This window comes from Novosphingobium sp. ERW19, from assembly GCF_012641315.1.
GTDB lineage: Bacteria > Pseudomonadota > Alphaproteobacteria > Sphingomonadales > Sphingomonadaceae > Novosphingobium.
Genome location: NZ_JABAIC010000005.1, coordinates 262,862 through 280,326, shown reverse-complemented (window position 1 = coordinate 280,326; position 17,465 = coordinate 262,862). Strand labels below are relative to the sequence as shown.

Below are 17,465 nucleotides of genomic sequence, written 5' to 3'. Positions count from 1 at the left end.
TCCCTCCTCAGCGCGGCAGGCCGAGCATGCGCTCGGCAATGATGTTGCGCTGGATCTCGTTGGACCCGGCATAGATCGGCCCGGCCAGCGAGAAGATGTAATCGTCCAGCCACTCGTGCTCGCCTGTGGGCGGCAGCAGTTCCGCCTCGGCCCCGAGGATCGCCAGCGCAGTCTCGTGCAGGTGGATGTCCATCTCCGACCAGAAGATCTTGTTGGTCGAAGCCTCTGGCCCGATCTTCGCGCCCGCCATCAGCCGCGATGCGGTCTGGTAGATGTTGAGCGCATAGGCCTCGGCATTCATGTGCGCCCGCACCACATCCGCCTCGAGCGCGGGATCGCAACTCTCCTTGCGACTCTGCCACAGCGCAACAAGAGCCGCGGCGGCTTCCTGAAACCGCGCCGGGCTGCGCAGCATCAACCCGCGCTCGAACCCGGCGGTCGCCATGCAGATGTGCCAGCCCTGCCCCTCCTCGCCCAGCCGGTTGAACGCAGGCACGCGCACGTTGTCGAGGAAGATCTCGGCAAAGCCGACATGCCCGTTGATCTTGCGGATCGGATTGCGGGTCACGCCTTCCTGATCGAGCCGGAAAAAGATCAGGCTCATCCCCTTGTGGCGCTCGCTGCCCGGCTCGCGGAACAGGCCGAAGGCCCAGTCGGCAAAGGCTGCGCGGCTTGACCAGATCTTGTGGCCGTTGAGCACGTATTCATCGTCCTCACGGACGGCTGTGGCGCGCACACCGGCGAGGTCGGACCCCGCTTGTGGTTCGGACCATGCCTGCGCCCAGATTTCCTCGCCGCTCGCCATCGGCGGCAGGAAGCGCTGCTTCTGCTCGTGCGTGCCGAACTCCATCAGGGTTGGGCCGAGCAGGAAGATGCCGTTCTGGTTGACGCGGCCCGGAGCCCCGGCGCGGTAATACTCTTCCTCGAAGATCAGCCACTGGATCAGGTCGAGCCCGCGCCCGCCGTATTCCTTGGGCCAAGTCACCATGCCCCAGTCGCCGCTCTTGAGCGTCGCTTCCCACTGGCGGTGGGCCTCGAAGCCCTCGCGCGTCGCGTCATAATGCTCGAGCGGCGCCGTGGGCACGTGCGCTTCCAGCCACGCGCGGACTTCGGCGCGGAAAGCCTGCTGTTCGGGAGTGTACGTCAAGTCCATCAGAACTTCGCCGCCTTGCCGGTTTCAACAAAGGCATCGCGCGCGCGCTGGCTGTCCTCGTGCATGTACATTTCCAGCGTGAAGCCCTGCTCCCAGCGATACCCGCGATCCACGTCGCGCGCCTCGAGGCCGTTGAGCGCTTCCTTGGCGATGACCAGCGCCTTGCGGCTCTTCGAAGCGATCACGCCGCAGAAAGCGTGCGCCTCGGCCACCAGATCGGCGCGCGGAACCACCTTCTCCACCGCTCCGAGGCGGTAGGCTTCCTGCGCCGGGATGTTGCCACCGGTGAAGAACGCCGCGCGCACCTTGTGCAGCGGCAGCATGCGCGACATGTGGCTCGCCCCGCCCATCGCGCCGCGATCGACCTCGGGCAGCGAGAAGAAGGCATCGTCCGCCGCGATGATCACGTCGCTCGCCCCGCAAATGCCGATGCCACCGCCGATCACGAACCTGTGCGCGGCAACCACCACCGGGATTTCCGCCTCGTGGATCGCCTTGAAGGTCAGGAAATTGCCGCGATTGAGCACTGTGATGCGTTCCGGGTGGGCCTGCATCTCCTTGATGTCGACGCCGCCGCAGAACCCGCGCGAATCCTCGGCCGCGCGGATCAGCACGACATTGGCTTCCGGGTCCGCCGCCGCCTGCTTGACGATCGCGGGCAGCGACATCCAGGTCTCGCTGTCGAACGCGTTGACCGGCGGCACGTCGAACACGATCTCGGCGATGCGGTCCTTGACGGTAAGCGTGATCGGCATTGTTCTTCCCCTCAGGCCGCGCTGGCCGCAGCGGCGTTTGCACCGGGCACGCCAAGCGCAACCAGGCGCTGCTCGGCTTCGGCCATGATGCGTGTCACAAGTTCCTGGCAGGTCGGTATCTCGGATATGCGCCCGCCGACGACGCCGGTCGCCATCACGCCGTTCTCGATGTCGCCATCGACCACGGCCTTCTGGATCAGCATCGGCATCGTCGCAGCCATCATCGCCTGCTTCAGCGGCACGTCACCATGACCGGTCATGCCCTTGGCGGCCTTGATGAAGTGCAGCCACGAAGCCCCGGTCTGGCGCTTCATTGCCGCGCCGGCCTCGAACGCGCGCAACCACATGGCCAATGAGCCGGACTTCTCGATGCGGTCCATCATCCGCGTGCGCACCATGCGCTGCGGAATGCCGTCGAGCTTGGTCGTCACGATGATCTGGTCGGTCCCGGCCTTGAGGTAGGCCGCCTTGGCGCTGTTGGGCACCGGGCTCTCCTGCGTCAGCAGGAAGCGCGTGCCCATGGCAATGCCTACCGCGCCATAGGCCAGTGCTGCCACGAGCCCGCGCCCATCGGCAAAGCCGCCGCTGGCGATGACCGGCACCTTCACCGTATCGAGCACTTGCGGCAGCAGGATCGTCGTCGGCACCGAACCGGTGTGGCCACCGCCCTCGCCGCCCTGGACGCTGATCATGTCGACGCCCAGTTCTTCCATCTTCTTCGCGTGCTTCACCGCGCCCACGGTCGGGATGCACAGGATGCCGGCGTCCTTGAACCGACCGATCATCCTGGCATTGGGCCCGCGCCCGAAGCTGACCGCGCGCACCTGCTCGGCATTGGCAAGGATCAGCTCGACGATCTGCTCCGCCCCAGGCTGAAACGAATGGAAGTTCACCCCGAACGGCTTGTCGGTGCCCTTCCGCACGGCAAGGATCTTGCTCCGGCATTCATCGGGCGTCATCACCGCCGCGCCAAGGAAGCCGAAGGCCCCTGCATTGCAGCTGCCGATGACAAGGCTCGGCTCTGCCACCCAGCCCATCGCGGTCTGTATGATCGGAGCCTTGCAACCAAGGCGCTCGGTCAGGACGGTGTGAAGCGCGCTTGCCATCAGCCTTCGCCCGCGTCCTTTTTATTCGCGGCAGCGGCGGAAGTCCCGCTCACGCCCGCAATCGAATTGCCGGTGACGATATCGTTCTGCGCGTGGGCGAAGTGGTGCATGTGATAGACCGCGTCCATCGCCGCACGCTTGCCGCGCAGTTCCTCGACGTGGTTGACCGATTGCTTGGTCAGCCAGTTGCCAAGACGGCCCTGCTTGGCGAGCTTGTTCGCCCACGCCGCAGTCGATTCGCGAAGCTGTTCGCGCGGCACCACCTTGTTGACCATGCCGAAGCTGTAGGCGCGCGCCGCCGGCATGCGCTCGCCCAGCAACAGGAATTCCTTGGCCACGCGCGGCGGCAGTTCATAGGCATGGGCGAAGTATTCGACGCCGGGAATGCCCATCAGCGGATTGACCGGGTCCTGGAAGAACGCATCTTCCGAAGCGACGATCAGGTCGCACACCCATGCCAGCATCAGCCCGCCCGCCACGCAGGCGCCCTGCACCATGGCAATGGTCGGCTTGGAGATGTCGCGCCAGCGGCGGCACATGCCCAGATACTGCTCCTGCTCGCGGGTATAGAGCAGTTCGGCACCCGGCTTGTTGGTGTGCGGCGGGAACATCAGCCGCTTGTCGAACTCGTGGTGCAGGTCGCGCCCCGGCGTGCCGATGTCGTGGCCTGCCGAGAAGTGCTTGCCCTCGCCCGCCAGCACGATGGCGCGGACGTTGTCGTCCTGCACCGCGCGGTTGAAGGCATCGTCGAGCGCATAGGTCATCTGCCCGTTCTGGGCATTGTTGAACTGCGGCCGGTTCATCGTGATCCAGGCCACGCTATCGATCACTTCGTAACGGACGGGCTCTTCCGTCTCGTAGACGATGTCGACTTGCTTCGGCTCGACGAGGTCGGTCATGGTGTCATCTCCCTCAGGCAGCGGCGCGAATGGCGGGCGGGTTGTCCTTGAGCACCGAGGCGCGGACGTTGTGCGGATCGAGGCTGGCAATCACCGCCAGTTCCTCGGCCGTCGGCAGACGCGTCGTTTCGACGTTATCGGCCTGGCACAGCTCGAACCCGGTTGCCGCCTGCACTTCCTCGAAGGTCACGCCCGGATGGAGCGAGATCACGCGGATCGCGTTGTCCGGGCCGCCGAAGTCCATCACGCACAGGTTGGTGACGATCCGGCGCAGGTTCACGCCCGAAAAGTTGCCACCCGCCACGCGCTTGGCCGGGTTGTACCCCACGCCCGAGATCATATCGACCTGAGGCACGAACACTCGCGGCCCATGCGCCGGGAAGAAGAACGAATTGGGGTGGTAGATCGTGTTGCCAGGAAAGCCGCGCACACCCAGCATCTGGGTCTTGGGCTTGTCGTAGGTCCCGCCCATGTAGGACAGGTTGATCTGGCCGAAACGGTCAAGCTGCGTCGGCGTGACCATGGCATGACGCCGGCCCGACCACACCGCGCTGTCGAAGAAGCGCGAGAACGGCAGGTAGCCCGCCGGCTTGCGGTCGTCGTACTTGCGCGGGCCCAGCGGCACCGGCTGTTCGACCAGATAGGCCTCGCCATCGGTCATCATCAATTCGGGCGTATGGGTCAGCTTGGCGAGGCCCGCTGCCACGCGCGGCACAGGGCCGACGCCGGTCGCCACGATTTCGCCATTGCCCCGGAACGCTTCCGAACAGGCGACGATGCACAGGTCTACAAGAGTGATGTCGCTCATCAGAAAATCGGCAGCGAGAGAGCCGCTACCGCCTCCTTTCCGCCAATGGATTCAAGATATTCGGCTTCCGAAGCGCCGACGAAGCGGCCTGCCACCGCCGACCAGTCGCCCGGATCGCGGGCGGCATCGGCGTAGGCTTTGAACGCCTTCATGTCCCAGCCATAGTGCGGGGGCATCGAGCTTGGATGCGCGCCGCAGGGCATTTCGACCACGCCCGAAACGAAGCAGCGCTCGAACAGGTTGTCCTGCGCGCCTTCGGGGTAATGGTCCTCCATGCGGTCGACCAGTTCCTCGCAAGAGACGTAGGTCTTTGCCGCCGCCTTGGCGAACCACTCGTCGTAATAGACGTCGGCGCCGAACACCTGCACGTTGCCGCGCCAGTCGCTACGGTTCACATGGATCAGCGCTGCATCAAGCTTGAGCGCGGGCATCGCGATCAGCGTCTCGCCATCATCATAGGGCGACTGCACGGTCTTGAGCCCGCCCAGTTCGGCCAGATCGGTGCCCAGGCCGACCCGCGTCGGCAGGAACGGCAGGCCGAATGCGGCGGCCTTGAGGCCCCACTGGAACATGCCTTCGTCCAGCTCCAGCACCTGCAGCGCGCCGCTCTCGCGGGCTTTGCGGAACCACGGCTCGAGCGGAATGGCATCGAGGCTCACGAAGGCGAAGACCAGCTTCCTGACCTTCCCCGCCGCGCAGAGCATGCCGACATCGGCGCCGCCATAGGCGACCACGGTGAGGTCCTTGAGGTCGGAGCGCATGATCTCGCGCACCAGCGCCATCGGCTTGCGCCGCGGGCCCCAGCCGCCGATGCCGATGGTCATGCCATCGGAAAGCTGCGCGACGATCTCCGCCGCAGTCATTCTCTTGTCCAGTATTCTGCCAGCGGGGCTCACGCCTGTTCTCCTGCCTGTTCTTCAAGCGCCTTCTGCCATGCCCAGACATGGCCCCATTCGCTGGGGATCAGGTGCGCGGTAGGTGTCCAATTCGTCGGGTCGATCACCAGCGGATCGGCTCCGATCTCGATGTCGAAGCCAGAGGGCGTCTGCATGTAGAAGCCGAAGGTCTGGTCATTGACGTGCCGTCCGATCGAGGCGCTTTCGGGCACCTTGTTGAGGCGCATCCGGTCATGGCACTTACCCACGTCGCTCTGCGTCTTCATCTCCAGCATCAGGTGGATGCAGGCCGAAGGCGGCACCGGCATTTCGGCAATGGCGACCGAGTGGTGGCGACCGTTGTCGGCATGCATGAAGGCAAAACCCATGCCCGGATCGTTTGGATCGTCCGAAAAGTGGAAGCGCGGGATGTCGGTATCGTGGAAGCCGATGGCCTTGTAGAAGGCATGGGCCTCGTCGAAGTTGGGCGTGGCGAACACGGCATGGCCCATGCCCATGTCCCCGGTAACGAAGCCGCTGACGCCAGCTGGCGAAACGAACGCCACGTCGTCGCGGACATCGCCGTGGAAGAACTCGAGGCCGTTGCCCGAAGGATCGCTCGTCGCAAAGAACGCCGCCACGCCGCGCGCCTTTGCTGCATCCGCATCGCCATCGACAATCTCGCGCCCCAGCCCGGCAATCGTCTCGCGCAGCGCGGCCAACTCCGCCGCATCGCCGACCTCGTAGGCTGCTGCAACAAGCCGGTCGCTCTCGCCACGTTCAACCCAGAAGCGGAACGGGCGGTCGTCGATCCGGTAGGCCGCCACGCCATCGCGCGGAGAATCCGCCCGCATCGTGCCGACCACCTGAGTCATGAAGTGGTCCCAGGCCTCCGCCCTGGCGGTTTCGATCCTGACATAGCCTAAAGCCTTAATGCCCATGGCCGTTTATCCTTTCACGAGGTCGAGGAAGTAGGGCCGCTCACCCCCGCCATCGACATTGATGCGTGCGCCGCTCACCCACGAGGCGAGGCTGGAGCTCAGCCACAGCACGGCACCGGCGATGTCTTTGCCGGTGCCCATGCGCTGCAGCGGCAGTGACTTGGCGACAGCGGCCTGCGCCGCCTCGTCGCCATAAGTTTCCTCTGAAGTCTCGGTCTGCATAAGGCCGACGATGATCGCGTTCACGCGCACCCCGTCAGGGCCCCATTCCTGCGCAAGGCTCTGCGTCAGGCTCAGCAACCCGGCCTTGGCCGCGCCATAGGCCGCCGTCATGGGGGAGGGCCGTATGCCCGATACGCTGGCGATGTTGACGATGCTGCCAGCCCCGGCCTTCGCCATGTGGGCATAGGCATATTGCGACATGTACATCGCCGAATGCAGGTTCAGCTTCACGATGGAGTCGAAGAAGCGCGGGCTCGCCGTGGCGGGGGCTTGCGGTGAACCACCGGCGTTATTGACGAGGATGTCCAGCCGCCCATGGCGTTCCACCACGCCATCGACCAGTGCCTGCGCCTGTTCGGGATCGCGGATGTCAGCCGCCCGGAACGTCAGGCCTTCGGGCAGATCGTCAGGCTCGGTTCGGCCGCACACTGTCACCGCAGCCCCGGCGCGCAGCAGGGCTTGCGCAATCTGCCGCCCCAGCCCGCGTGTGCCCCCGGTGACGATCGCCACCTGGCCGCCCAAGTCAATGTGATCAGTGCCCTGCACCGCGGCTGCTCTCCCATCCCATGCCGCAGGTGCCGAAAGTTGCACCGCAGCAGATTCGAAATCGCCAATATCCAAAGGCGATTGCCTTTTCAATTGACGATTTGCGTATCCAATGCAATCGTAAATTACGAATGCGGCCCAGATTGATGCGAATAACGTCAAGCGGGCGTTCAAATGACAGCCACAGGCAGCGGACACTCCAGATCCGCGCACGGGCATGGGAGCGGAAGGCCGGAATGACAGGATATTCGCAGTATCGACCTTTGCCGATTACGCAGGTCGAAAAGTGGGATTTCGAGACTGACGTCGCCGTGATCGGCTTCGGCGCAACCGGGGCTTGCGCCGCGATCGAGGCCCGCGTTGCGGGTGCAGAGGTCCTGCTGTTCGAACGCAGTTCCGGCAGCGGCGGTGCCTCGGCGCTCTCCGGTGGCGAGATTTACGTCGGCGGCGGTACCGATGCACAGAAGGCCGCAGGGTTCGACGATACGGTCGAAGACTTCACCGCCTACCTCAAGCTTGCAGGCGGCCCCTGCGTCGATGAGGCCAAGTGCGAGATCTATGGCCGCGAGGCGCTGGCCCATTACCAGTGGCTCAAGGATCAGGGCGTGCCCTATCGTGGCAACTACCTGCCCGGCAAGGTGATCGAACCGACCGACGATTCCACCCTGATCTGGTCGGGCAGCGAAGCCGCCGCGCCCTTCTACAAGAGCGCCAAGCCCGCGCCGCGGGGCCACGTCATCCAGCACATGGGATGGGGCGGCGGGCGTCCGCTGGTCGACATCCTCGAGACACGCGCCCGCGATCTCGGCACCGAGATCCACGTCGATGCCCGCGCCGTCGCGCTAATCGTCGACGACACCCGCGTGGCGGGCGCGGTCGTGCGCATCGACAACAAGGATCGCTTCGTCCGCGCCCACAAGGGCGTCGTCCTTGCCACCGGCGGCTTCGTCTTCAACGAGGCAATGCGCCGCAAATACTGCCCCGAGAGCTTCCGCGTGAACAGCCCGATCGGCGACAAGGACGATGGCATCGGCATCGAACTCGGCGTCTCGGTCGGGGGCGATGCGATTCACATGGATCAGTTCTTCACCACCTGCCCGTGGACGATCCCGGCCGAACAGGCCCACGGCGTCTTCGTCAACGTCGCCGGGCAGCGCTTCATCAATGAAGACTGCTACCACGGCCGCGTCAGCCGCTGCGCGGTCGACCAGCCGGGCGGCAAGGTCTACCTGCTGCTTGACTCTGCGCACTTCACCCAACCGCTCGACCTTGCCGGCATCACCATTGCCGGCACCGGCGAAACCTGGGAGGAAGTCGAAGCCGAACTCGAAATGCCCGCAGGCACGCTGTCGGCAACCATGCACTTCTACAACGAACATGCCCGGGCCGGGGCCGATCCCCTGTTCGACAAGCAGCCCCCGATCCTCAAAGCGCTCGACCAGTCGCCTTTCGTTGCGCTCGAATGCAATTTCCAGACGAGCTATTTCAGCTTCTTCACACTGGGCGGCCTCAAGACTTCGGCCGACGGCGAAGTGCTGGGCCGCTCCGGCACCCAGATTCCGGGCCTTTACGCGGCAGGCCGCTGCACTTCGGGCTTGCCGGCTTGGGGCCATGGCTATTCCTCAGGCCTAAGCCTTGCCGACTGCACGTTCTTCGGGCGCCAAGCCGGGCGCCGCGCCGCAAGAGGCTAGGTAGGCAAGCGCTTCGGGAAACTTCGCCCAAGCGCTTCCCTTCCGCGCAGATTGCTATAAGTCAGCACTTACATTTCCAAGGAAGCGTACAATGCTCAAAAAGGTCACCCTCAACAACACCGACCTCACCGTCAGCCGCCTGTGCTATGGCACGAACATGCTCGGGTGGATGCTCGACCAAGGTAAATCGAATGCGATCCTCGATGCATTCGCAGGCCTTGGCGGCAACTTCATCGACACCGCACGCTCCTACGGCGACTGGATGCCGGACGCGCCCATCGGCGCGAGCGAGCGTGCGGTCGGCGCATGGCTCAAGACACAGAAGCGCCAGGATTTCGTCATCGCCACCAAGGGCGGCTTCTTCGACATGCGCGTGGGCGACTACCGCAACCGCGTGACGCCGGAAGACATTGCGGCCGATCTGATGCAGAGCCTCGACCACCTCGGCGTCGACACGATCGACCTCTATTTCCTGCACATGGACAACCCGGAAAGCCCCGTCGAACCGATCATCGATGCGCTGATCGCCCATCGCGAGGCAGGCCGCATCCGCCACTTCGCAGCCTCCAACTGGGCCGCTGACCGCATCACCGCTGCCAACGCCTATGCCGCCTCCATCGGCAAGGAAGGTTTCGTTGCCTCGGAGACGTTCTGGGGCCTCGCCGTGCCCGATGCCGTCGCAGCCGCGCAGCAAGGCTACCAGCATTACTACGAAGGCGAATACGAAGGCCTTCACGCCGCCGGCCTGCCGATCATTGCCTATGCCGCGCAATCGGGCGGGTACTTCACCAAGCTCGCTTCCGGCTCGGTCAGCGAGCAGCTCGCCGCGCGCTATGCCAACCCCGCAAACGAGCGCCGCCTCGCCGTAGTGCAGTCGCTCGCGGCCAGGCACGGCGTCTCGATCAACGAGATCGCGTTGTCCTACTTGCTGAGCCAGCCCAACCAGACGGTCGCCATCTTCGGCGGCTCGTCGCCAGAGCAGATTGCAGACAGCGCCAAGGCCGATGCCCTGACCCTGTCGGCAGAGGAGCTGACCGCTCTGCGCGAAGCCTGACTTACGCCATCGCCGCGCGCGCGCTGTCCACGGCGCGTCGCGCGCGCATTGCAGTAGTCTCGGTGCCAACGGCATGATTGCGCGGGATCTCGACGCTCACCGGGCACTCTTCCGGCAGCGCCCGCAAAAACCCCGCCACGTCAAAGTCCCCTTCGCCGCAGAGCATGCGCTCCGACGAAGCCTCTAACTCGGCATCGTCGAGCGCTGTTGCCGGTCCATCTGCAACCTGCCCGTAAAGCACATATTCCCGCGGAGCATTTCGCAGTTCGGCCAGCGATCCACCTGACCGCATCAGATGCAGCAGGTCAGCATTGACGCCGACCCTGCCCGGCCTCCCGATCTGCGTGACCAGTTCCAGCGCCGCCGCCAGCGAGCCGACCTGGCTCGGTGGGTAGAACTCCACCGCGACGTTCAGACCGAAACTGCCAGCCAGATCGCAGAACTCTCCGAATTTTGCCAGGCGTCGCGCGGGCTCGCGGTCATATAGAAGGGCATTGATCAGCCCGGCCCCCAGTTCAGCCGCGCATTCCATCGCCGGGATGAAGCCGGCGATCTCAGTCCTGCCGGCCAGCGTGAACGGATAGGCCAGATCAAGCGCGACGCCGAGATCGTCCATCACGCTGCGTAGTTCTGCACGAGCGGCGCGACCGGCATAGAGGTCAAACTTGGGCATCAATGGCAGAACGTCCATCGGTTCCATGAACAGGCACATGCCATCGCAGCCCGCGGCGCGCGCAGCCTGCGCAAGTTGGACCGGCGTCGTATCGATGACCGTGATATGGTCGAGCGCAAGATGCATCATGCCTAACGCTTAGCTTCGATCGCACAAGCTTGCCACTACTCTGTCATGCGCAAACGTAATTCATACACTCACGTGACTGGCATCATGCGGAGCCTTGCGCGTAAAACCATGCGCATTTCAGTGTTAGTGGATACTCACAAAGGTTGCGGTCTGGCTGGACCCTTGATAGGATCTGGCCAAACACACTGCCTCGTCAGGCAAGACGGCGCAGCTTCGACGAGAGGATAGGCCGAAATGGCAACCACTGCACCCGAATCTGCCACAGCCGTTATCTCCGATGGCGCCCTGTCGATGGGCCACCTCGCCCTGCATTACGGCACCCCGGAAGACGGCCCGCTCGCCGCGCGCCTGCTACAGATCGCAGGGCTGAAGGAAACGCAGGTTCTCCCGCTTCCCGGCGGCAACTTCTACCGCTTCGTCGTCTCGGGGAATCACTTCGCGCGCGGCGATGGCATCGTCTATCTTTCTTGTCTTCCTGAGCCCCAGCAGCAGCTGATCGCCGCCATCCACGCCGCCCTTCGCGTCGGCACCGATAACGAACACGATGCGGTAAAAGCTTACCGCGCGATGATGGCACAGGATTTCGAGGCGAGCTTCCACTTCGGCTTTCTCGTGGAATCACTTGAAGAACTGGAGAACATGGTTCTGACCCTGCAGGATCTGAACGCGAACGATCCTTCCTTCAAGGGCCGCCTGAACATCGGCATGAACCGCGCCCGCCGTGGCGACGATGCCGTCGACGCTCGTCTGGATGCGTCACCGGTCTTCGGCAAGGCCACGCGCTACGCCTATGGCGCGGCCGGGGTACAGGTCTTCGTCGAGACCGATCTGATGTGCGCAGGCCAGCTCGGCGAAAACATGTACCTCGAATTCGACTACGTTTTCCCCGACAAGCAGAGCCACATCCTGTCGGTGGTAGAACTCTGATCCTGCCAGCCGAGAGGTCAGGCGGCGGCAGGTTCCGCCGCCACCTCCCATTGCAGCCGCAGTGCGGTAAAGCCCATCACCGACCCGCCAAAGACAGAACCCGCAGGCTGTTCGTTCGCCAGCGAAAATTCCGGAATCCGCCGCAGCCACTGCTGCAGCGAAACCATCACCTCGCGCTTGGCCAGCACCGATCCGATGCAGCGGTGCGGCCCAACGCCGAACGTCAGGTGCACGTTCACTTCGCGGTCGAGGTCGATCACTTGCGGCGCCTTGAACACGCGCGGATCGCGGTTGGCCACGGTGTTGGGCAGGACCACGCGGTCATTGCGGCGAAACTGCAACCCACGATATTCGCAATCGTGCGTCACGCGGCGAAACAGGTTCGAAACCGCGTTGATCCGCATCAGCTCCTCGATTCCGCGCAGGAAACCATCGGGATCGTCCAGCCGGTCGCGGAAGTGTTTCTGCGCTGCCGGCGTCGTGGCCAGATAGCGCCAGATATAGGCCATGGTGTTGGTCACTGTATCCAGTCCGGCCACGAACAGAAGGAACCCGCAGTTGAGGATATCCTCCCAGCTGTGCTGCGCGCCGTTCTCGTCCCGCGCCATCACGATCTGCGTGGCGATGTCGTTGCCCGGATTTCGCTCCTTCTCGCGGAACAGTTGGTCAAGCACGGCATAGATCTCACCAATGTTCAGCGCCCGCGCGGCCGGATCGGTGCTGCGGAAGAACGTGTTGGCGAGTGCCAGAAATTCGTCCAGCCGCTCTTCGGGCAGACCAAACAGGTAGAGGAAAGTTCCGGTCGGATAACGCTCGGCAAAGTCCGAGATGAAGTCGCAAGCGCCCCGCTCGGCAAAGCCGTCGATCAGCACCGCTGCGCGCCGCTCCAGCTCGTCGATCATCCCCCGCACTGCCGTCGGCGTGAACATCGGGGCGAGCAGGCGGCGGAACACGTTGTGCGCCGGCGGGTCGACACCCTGCGGCTGAACTACCGGGAACGGCTCGATCGGCGGAACGGGGGTCTGGTAGGTCGAAAAGATCGAGTGGTCGCGATAGGCCTCAACGATATCCTCGTAGCGCAGGAACACCCAATGCCCGCCGTTGTGCGGGGTGTAGAAAATGTCCGGCACGCCGCGCCGAACCAGATCGTGCCAGATCTCCGCAGGGTCGGAAACGCCCTCGGGAATGTGGAACATGTCGAAGTCGACCATGCGCGCGGTCGGCACGTGATCGGGCGGCGAAGGCTGGAACAGCAGGGTCATGCTGCACCTTCCGCAGCAGCGGACTTCGCAACACGCAGCGCGCCTTCGGGGCAATTGCGCACGGCAAGGCGCGCCTTGTCCTCCAACGCGGCAGGCACTGTCTCCACCAAGATTACCACCTTGCCCTCCACGGCATCGGTTGCGAAAACCTCGGGGCACAGATCCTCGCAGCGAGCGTGGCCCTGGCAGAGTGAATGGTTGGCTATGACTCGCATCGAGCGGTCTCCTCTCCCCTTCTGGCTAGACTGCAAGAGCACGCAGACCCAAGCCCTGCGAGCAAACCGAGGGCGACAGAACGCACCCTTCACGCCATCAACGTCATCACCCCAGACGGTCCATGTTGCGGCCATGCTGCACCAGCGGCACGATGCAACACGACAATTTCACTGGTGATCGTGAGAATATGGACAGGCTTGATTTCGACTTCGTGATCGTTGGTGGCGGCGTCGCGGGATGCATCCTTGCCAACCGTCTTTCCGCAGATCCACAGTGCCGTGTCGCCCTCATGGAAGCGGGGGGCAAGGACAGCAGTCCTCTGATTGCTGCGCCTGGAGGATTGCTTCCGATCATGATGTCAGGCGCCCACGCCTGGCGCTACATGTCGGCACCGCAAGCCCATCTCGATGGCCGCGTGCTCTACCTGCCGCGGGGTAAGGTGCTGGGCGGCGGCTCCTCCATCAACGGCATGGCTTACGATCGCGGCTTCCACTCGGACTATGATCGCTGGGCGCAGGCCGGCAATCGCGGCTGGTCATTTGCCGATGTGCTGCCCTATTTCCGCAAGCTTGAAAGCTTCGGCCCGGTGCAGGACGAATGGCACGGGATCGACGGCCCGATCCAGGTCACCCGCGCAAGGCAGGACCATCCTTTCGCCCAGGCTTTCCTCAAGGCGGGAGCGCAAGCCGGCTACCAGCTCACCAATGATCTCAACGGCGAAACACGTGACGGTTTCGGCGCGGTCGACCTCACCGTCGGCAAGGGCCGCCGCTCCAGTGCTTCGTCGGCCTACCTGCGGCCGGTGAGAAGGCGGTCAAACCTGACTGTCCTCACCAATGCCCAAACCCGCCGTGTGGTCTTCGACGGCACCCGCGCCACCGGCGTGGTATTCCGCCGCGACGGCAAAGACATGCTTGCCACCGCCACGCGCGAAGTCATCCTCTCGGCGGGCGCGATCAACACGCCGCAATTGCTGATGCTGTCCGGTATCGGCCCCGCCGCGCACCTTGCCGAACACGGCATCGCGCTGGTCCGCGATCTTCCCGGCGTCGGCCAGGGCCTGCAGGACCACCTCGCCGCGCATGTGAAATATCGCTCAACCAAACCGTGGTCGATGCTGCGCTTCGTCAATCCGTTGCGCGGCGCGCTGGCGATGGCGCAGTACCTCGCCTTGCGCACCGGCCCGCTGGCCGATCCCGGCATGTCGGTCGCCTGCATGGTCCGTTCCGATCCAGCGCTTGCCGAGCCCGACATCAAGATGTTGCTCGTTTCCGCCCTGTTCGGCCAGAATGGGCGCAAGATGGTGCCGATGCACGGGTTCTACGCCCATATCAATGTGGCGCGCCCCGAATCGCGAGGGAGCGTCATGCTCGCCAGTGCCGATCCCGATGCCCCGCCGGTGATCGATCAGAACTATAACGCCACTGAGAACGACCGCCGCGTCATGCGCGAAGGCGTGCGCATCGCCCGCCGCGTGTTCGCCCAGAGCGCGTTCGACGAGATGCGGGGTGAGGAACTCGCCCCCGGCGCGCAAATCCAGTCAGACGAGGAAATCGACACCTATATCCGCGCCCATGCCGAGGCCGATTACCATTCGGCCAGCACCGCGCGCATGGGCTCCGATCCGATGGCGGTGGTGGACGATGCCTTGCGCGTCCACGGCATACAGTCGCTGCGCGTGGTCGATGCCTCGATCATGCCGCACCTGCCCGGCGGCAACACAGCAATTCCGGTGGCGATGATTGCCGAAATGGCTGCCGACCTGATCCTTCAGAAGGTCTGATCCCATGAAAACCAGAGCAATGGTCTGCCACGCTCCCGGTGCCCCGCTGGTCGAAGAGCTGCTCGATCTCTCGCCGCCCGGCCCCGGTGACGTGCTGATCGAGATCATGGCCAGCGGGCTGTGCCACACCGACCTCAGCCAGATCGAAGGCAAGGCCGCGCCCTACCCCTTCCCGGTCGTCGTCGGACATGAAGGCGCAGGGATCGTCCGTGAAGTCGGCGCCGAGGTCACCTCGGTCAAGGTTGGCGACCATGTCATCCCGGTCGGCATCGGCGAATGCGGCACATGCGGCAACTGCCGGTCGGGCAAGACCAACCTGTGCGAAGCCTTCCTCGGCGACATCGCCCTCCAGCCCAGCCCATTCTCGCTAAATGGGATGCCGGTCTCGGCCTACTCGGGCGTGGGCAGCCTCGCACAGTTCATCGTCACGGCTGAGCGCAACGTTGCGGTAATCCGCCAGGATGTGCCCTTCCACCTCGCTTGCACCGCCGGCTGCTGCGTAGCCACAGGCGTCGGCGCGGTGATCAACACCGCGCACGTCGAAAGCGGCGCGACCGTCGCCGTCTTCGGCCTCGGCGGCATCGGTCTCAACGTCGTGCAGGGCGCGCGCCTTGCCGGAGCCTCGCGGATCATCGGCGTCGACATCAACCCCTTGCGCCACGAACAGGGCCAGCGCTTCGGCCTGACCGACTTTATCGACGCGCGCGAGAGCGATCCCGTCGCCGCCATCCAGGCGCTGACCGGAGGCGGCGTCGACTACGCCTTCGAATGCGCCGGCAACGTCAAGCTGATGGGTCAGGCGTTCGAATCGACTCGCATCGGCTGGGGCTGCACCGTCGTCCTCGGCGTGCCGCCCGATGGCCAGGCGATGGAGTTGATCCCCTTCCAGCTGCAGCTCGGGCGGCGGGTGCAAGGTTCGTTCATGGGCAACATCAAGGGGCGCAGCCAGCTGCCCGGACTGCTCGATCATTTTGCCGCCGGTCGCCTCAACCTGGCCGATCTCGTCACCCACCGCCTGCCGATGCGCGAGGTCAACGAGGGCTTTGATCTGATGCGGCGCGGGGAGTCGTTGCGAGCGGTGGTCGCATTCTGATTTGCGTTTGCATTATCAGGGCCATGATGACAAAAGATCAAGAATTGCGAAGCTAATGGCGCAATTTATTACGCATGACACAAATTAGTCCCTGTGAGAGGTCAGATCGACATGGCAACTGCCGCCACCCGCTCCGCCCCGGTGTTCGACCGCGAAACCCTGCTTGCTGCCGCGCGCGAACGTACTGGACTGTCGGACTTCGGCGACACCTGGTTCTTCGAACCGATGGACCACTACATCGCCGCCGCCAATGCCGAGGGCAAGCTGACCGAGGCAGGGTTTGCCGGGCAGACCGAATCGATCCTCAAGGGCCTCGCCAGCCGGTTGCGGATGGTCGAGGACATCAAGCGCCACCCCGAAATCCTTGACGAGGAGGTCGAAGTCGCCGCGATCATCCTCGGCCTGCCGCGCACCGGCAGCACGATCTTCCACCGCCTGCTGGCCAGCGCGCCGGGCATGACCGCGATCCGCTGGTACGAGGCGCAGAACTACGCTCCGCTCCCTGGCGACGAACCCGGCAATCCCAAGGCTCGCCGTGCCTATGCCGAGGCGATGATCGAGGGCTGGCTCAGCCTCTCGCCCGAACTCGCCTCGATCCACCCGCTCGATCCCGATGCGCCGGACGAGGAGATCATCATCCTCGGCCAGCTGTTCATCACCACCATGGTCGAGGCGATGACCTTCATCCCTTCGTTCGCCAAGTGGCTCAACGGCTATGACCAGGCCAAGGGCTACGAGGATCTCAAGACGATCCTCAAGTACCTGCAGTGGCAGGACCCGACGCGGCGCGGCAAGAAATGGATTCTGAAAAGCCCGCAGAACCTGCCCTATACCGAGGTGATCGCCAATGCCTTTCCCAAGGCGGTGCTGGTGATGACCCACCGCGATCCGCTGGAAGTCGTGCCCAGCTACGTCAGCATGGAGGCCGCGCTCTACAAGCTGAACTCGGTCCATTCCGACGAGGCGGTGGGCGCATTCTGGTTTCCCCGCCTTGCCGAATGGATGCACCGTTTCGAGGAGGCCCGCGCCCGCATTGGCGAGGACCGCTTCATCGACATCGACTACCGCGAGGTGGCCAGGGAGCCGCTAAAGCAGGCGCAGCGCGTCCTGGCCCACATCGGCGTGCCGCTCGACGACAAGATCGAGGCGGCGCTGACCGAGTTCATGGCCGGTAACAAGCGCGAACAGCGCCCGATGCACGATTACTCGCTCGAACGCTTCGGCCTGAACGAGGCCGACGTGCGCGAGGCCTTCGCATCGTACAGAGCGCGCTACATCAGCTGACGTGGTGTTCCCGAAATGTTTCGCCGGGGAAACATCCAACACGTGAAA

At 64.3% G+C, this 17,465-nt stretch carries 17 protein-coding genes; 6 read left to right on the top strand and 11 right to left on the bottom strand.

The genetic code is table 11. The features are described from left to right. Positions 1 to 7: 7 nt before the first annotated feature. Genes HGI46_RS12200 through HGI46_RS12165 form a run of 8 tightly spaced genes read right to left on the bottom strand, consistent with a single transcriptional unit; the run spans position 8 to position 7,305 of the window. Entirely contained in the window at positions 8 to 1,153 is a 1,146-nt protein-coding gene (locus HGI46_RS12200) for an acyl-CoA dehydrogenase (RefSeq protein ID WP_168904392.1), read from the bottom strand. After that, positions 1,153 to 1,908, bottom strand: a complete 756-nt coding sequence (locus HGI46_RS12195) for an enoyl-CoA hydratase family protein (RefSeq protein ID WP_168904391.1) — start codon at positions 1,906 to 1,908, stop codon at positions 1,153 to 1,155. Before HGI46_RS12195 ends, HGI46_RS12200 begins: the two co-directional genes overlap by 1 nt. A gap of 11 nt (positions 1,909 to 1,919) precedes the next feature. Continuing rightward, on the bottom strand, positions 1,920 to 3,014 hold the full coding sequence (locus HGI46_RS12190) for a nitronate monooxygenase (RefSeq protein ID WP_168904390.1): 1,095 nt from the start codon (positions 3,012 to 3,014) through the stop codon (positions 1,920 to 1,922). After that, positions 3,014 to 3,913 carry an enoyl-CoA hydratase gene (locus HGI46_RS12185; RefSeq protein ID WP_168904389.1) on the bottom strand — a complete coding sequence of 300 codons (900 nt, stop codon included), beginning with the start codon at positions 3,911 to 3,913 and terminating at the stop codon, positions 3,014 to 3,016. Before HGI46_RS12185 ends, HGI46_RS12190 begins: the two co-directional genes overlap by 1 nt. A gap of 13 nt (positions 3,914 to 3,926) precedes the next feature. Then, a complete protein-coding gene (locus HGI46_RS12180) occupies positions 3,927 to 4,721 on the bottom strand; it encodes a ketoacid CoA transferase (protein WP_168904388.1) in 795 nt (264 codons plus the stop codon). Continuing rightward, on the bottom strand, positions 4,721 to 5,584 hold the full coding sequence (locus HGI46_RS12175) for a CoA-transferase (protein WP_118075386.1): 864 nt from the start codon (positions 5,582 to 5,584) through the stop codon (positions 4,721 to 4,723). The genes HGI46_RS12180 and HGI46_RS12175 overlap by 1 nt, the downstream gene beginning before the upstream one ends. A 29-nt stretch (positions 5,585 to 5,613) precedes the next feature. Further along, positions 5,614 to 6,537, bottom strand: a complete 924-nt coding sequence (locus HGI46_RS12170) for a VOC family protein (protein WP_168904387.1) — start codon at positions 6,535 to 6,537, stop codon at positions 5,614 to 5,616. A gap of 6 nt (positions 6,538 to 6,543) precedes the next feature. Beyond that, on the bottom strand, positions 6,544 to 7,305 hold the full coding sequence (locus tag HGI46_RS12165) for an SDR family oxidoreductase (protein ID WP_168904386.1): 762 nt from the start codon (positions 7,303 to 7,305) through the stop codon (positions 6,544 to 6,546). A 236-nt stretch (positions 7,306 to 7,541) separates the two neighbouring features. Between HGI46_RS12165 and HGI46_RS12160 the strand changes: the two genes are divergently transcribed. Further along, complete coding sequence (locus tag HGI46_RS12160) at positions 7,542 to 8,996, top strand: FAD-dependent oxidoreductase (RefSeq protein WP_168904385.1); 1,455 nt, start codon at positions 7,542 to 7,544, stop codon at positions 8,994 to 8,996. A 91-nt stretch (positions 8,997 to 9,087) separates the two neighbouring features. Further along, positions 9,088 to 10,050 (top strand): aldo/keto reductase, encoded by a 963-nt coding sequence (locus HGI46_RS12155; RefSeq protein WP_168904384.1) that lies wholly within the window; start codon positions 9,088 to 9,090, stop codon positions 10,048 to 10,050. 1 nt (position 10,051) lies between these two features. Here the strand turns inward: HGI46_RS12155 and HGI46_RS12150 are convergent, their stop codons facing one another. After that, positions 10,052 to 10,852 (bottom strand): TIM barrel protein, encoded by an 801-nt coding sequence (locus HGI46_RS12150; RefSeq protein WP_206065693.1) that lies wholly within the window; start codon positions 10,850 to 10,852, stop codon positions 10,052 to 10,054. 291 nt (positions 10,853 to 11,143) lie between these two features. On the opposite strand from HGI46_RS12150, the gene HGI46_RS12145 reads away from it, so the two are divergent. Next, complete coding sequence (locus HGI46_RS12145) at positions 11,144 to 11,779, top strand: hypothetical protein (protein ID WP_240946726.1); 636 nt, start codon at positions 11,144 to 11,146, stop codon at positions 11,777 to 11,779. A gap of 17 nt (positions 11,780 to 11,796) precedes the next feature. On the opposite strand, the gene HGI46_RS12140 is transcribed toward HGI46_RS12145, so the two are convergent. Both HGI46_RS12140 and HGI46_RS12135 read right to left on the bottom strand, forming a co-directional pair. Further along, on the bottom strand, positions 11,797 to 13,041 hold the full coding sequence (locus HGI46_RS12140) for a cytochrome P450 (protein ID WP_168904382.1): 1,245 nt from the start codon (positions 13,039 to 13,041) through the stop codon (positions 11,797 to 11,799). Next, positions 13,038 to 13,256 carry a ferredoxin gene (locus HGI46_RS12135; protein WP_118075380.1) on the bottom strand — a complete coding sequence of 73 codons (219 nt, stop codon included), beginning with the start codon at positions 13,254 to 13,256 and terminating at the stop codon, positions 13,038 to 13,040. Before HGI46_RS12135 ends, HGI46_RS12140 begins: the two co-directional genes overlap by 4 nt. A gap of 188 nt (positions 13,257 to 13,444) precedes the next feature. Here HGI46_RS12135 and HGI46_RS12130 point away from each other — a divergent pair, with 188 nt between their 5' ends. The 3 genes from HGI46_RS12130 (at position 13,445) to HGI46_RS12120 (ending at position 17,417) form a co-directional block, all read left to right on the top strand. Beyond that, the gene (locus tag HGI46_RS12130; RefSeq protein WP_168904381.1) at positions 13,445 to 15,040 is read left to right on the top strand and encodes a choline dehydrogenase; all 1,596 of its coding nucleotides are present in this window, start codon (positions 13,445 to 13,447) and stop codon (positions 15,038 to 15,040) included. 4 nt (positions 15,041 to 15,044) lie between these two features. Further along, positions 15,045 to 16,133 (top strand): zinc-binding dehydrogenase, encoded by a 1,089-nt coding sequence (locus HGI46_RS12125; protein ID WP_168904380.1) that lies wholly within the window; start codon positions 15,045 to 15,047, stop codon positions 16,131 to 16,133. 111 nt (positions 16,134 to 16,244) lie between these two features. Continuing rightward, positions 16,245 to 17,417, top strand: coding sequence for a sulfotransferase (locus tag HGI46_RS12120; protein ID WP_168904379.1), 1,173 nt, complete (start codon positions 16,245 to 16,247; stop codon positions 17,415 to 17,417). Positions 17,418 to 17,465 lie beyond the last annotated feature (48 nt).

What these genes read in the sequence shown, in the direction of transcription:
- HGI46_RS12200 (WP_168904392.1), bottom strand. Translation starts at nt 1,153, where the DNA reads ATGGACTTGACGTACACTCCCGAACAGCAGGCTTTCCGCGCCGAAGTC.
- HGI46_RS12195 (WP_168904391.1), bottom strand. Translation starts at nt 1,908, where the DNA reads ATGCCGATCACGCTTACCGTCAAGGACCGCATCGCCGAGATCGTGTTC.
- HGI46_RS12190 (WP_168904390.1), bottom strand. Translation starts at nt 3,014, where the DNA reads ATGGCAAGCGCGCTTCACACCGTCCTGACCGAGCGCCTTGGTTGCAAG.
- HGI46_RS12185 (WP_168904389.1), bottom strand. Translation starts at nt 3,913, where the DNA reads ATGACCGACCTCGTCGAGCCGAAGCAAGTCGACATCGTCTACGAGACG.
- HGI46_RS12180 (WP_168904388.1), bottom strand. Translation starts at nt 4,721, where the DNA reads ATGAGCGACATCACTCTTGTAGACCTGTGCATCGTCGCCTGTTCGGAA.
- HGI46_RS12175 (WP_118075386.1), bottom strand. Translation starts at nt 5,584, where the DNA reads ATGACTGCGGCGGAGATCGTCGCGCAGCTTTCCGATGGCATGACCATC.
- HGI46_RS12170 (WP_168904387.1), bottom strand. Translation starts at nt 6,537, where the DNA reads ATGGGCATTAAGGCTTTAGGCTATGTCAGGATCGAAACCGCCAGGGCG.
- HGI46_RS12160 (WP_168904385.1), top strand. Translation starts at nt 7,542, where the DNA reads ATGACAGGATATTCGCAGTATCGACCTTTGCCGATTACGCAGGTCGAA.
- HGI46_RS12155 (WP_168904384.1), top strand. Translation starts at nt 9,088, where the DNA reads ATGCTCAAAAAGGTCACCCTCAACAACACCGACCTCACCGTCAGCCGC.
- HGI46_RS12150 (WP_206065693.1), bottom strand. Translation starts at nt 10,852, where the DNA reads ATGATGCATCTTGCGCTCGACCATATCACGGTCATCGATACGACGCCG.
- HGI46_RS12145 (WP_240946726.1), top strand. Translation starts at nt 11,144, where the DNA reads ATGGGCCACCTCGCCCTGCATTACGGCACCCCGGAAGACGGCCCGCTC.
- HGI46_RS12140 (WP_168904382.1), bottom strand. Translation starts at nt 13,041, where the DNA reads ATGACCCTGCTGTTCCAGCCTTCGCCGCCCGATCACGTGCCGACCGCG.
- HGI46_RS12135 (WP_118075380.1), bottom strand. Translation starts at nt 13,256, where the DNA reads ATGCGAGTCATAGCCAACCATTCACTCTGCCAGGGCCACGCTCGCTGC.
- HGI46_RS12130 (WP_168904381.1), top strand. Translation starts at nt 13,445, where the DNA reads ATGGACAGGCTTGATTTCGACTTCGTGATCGTTGGTGGCGGCGTCGCG.
- HGI46_RS12125 (WP_168904380.1), top strand. Translation starts at nt 15,045, where the DNA reads ATGAAAACCAGAGCAATGGTCTGCCACGCTCCCGGTGCCCCGCTGGTC.
- HGI46_RS12120 (WP_168904379.1), top strand. Translation starts at nt 16,245, where the DNA reads ATGGCAACTGCCGCCACCCGCTCCGCCCCGGTGTTCGACCGCGAAACC.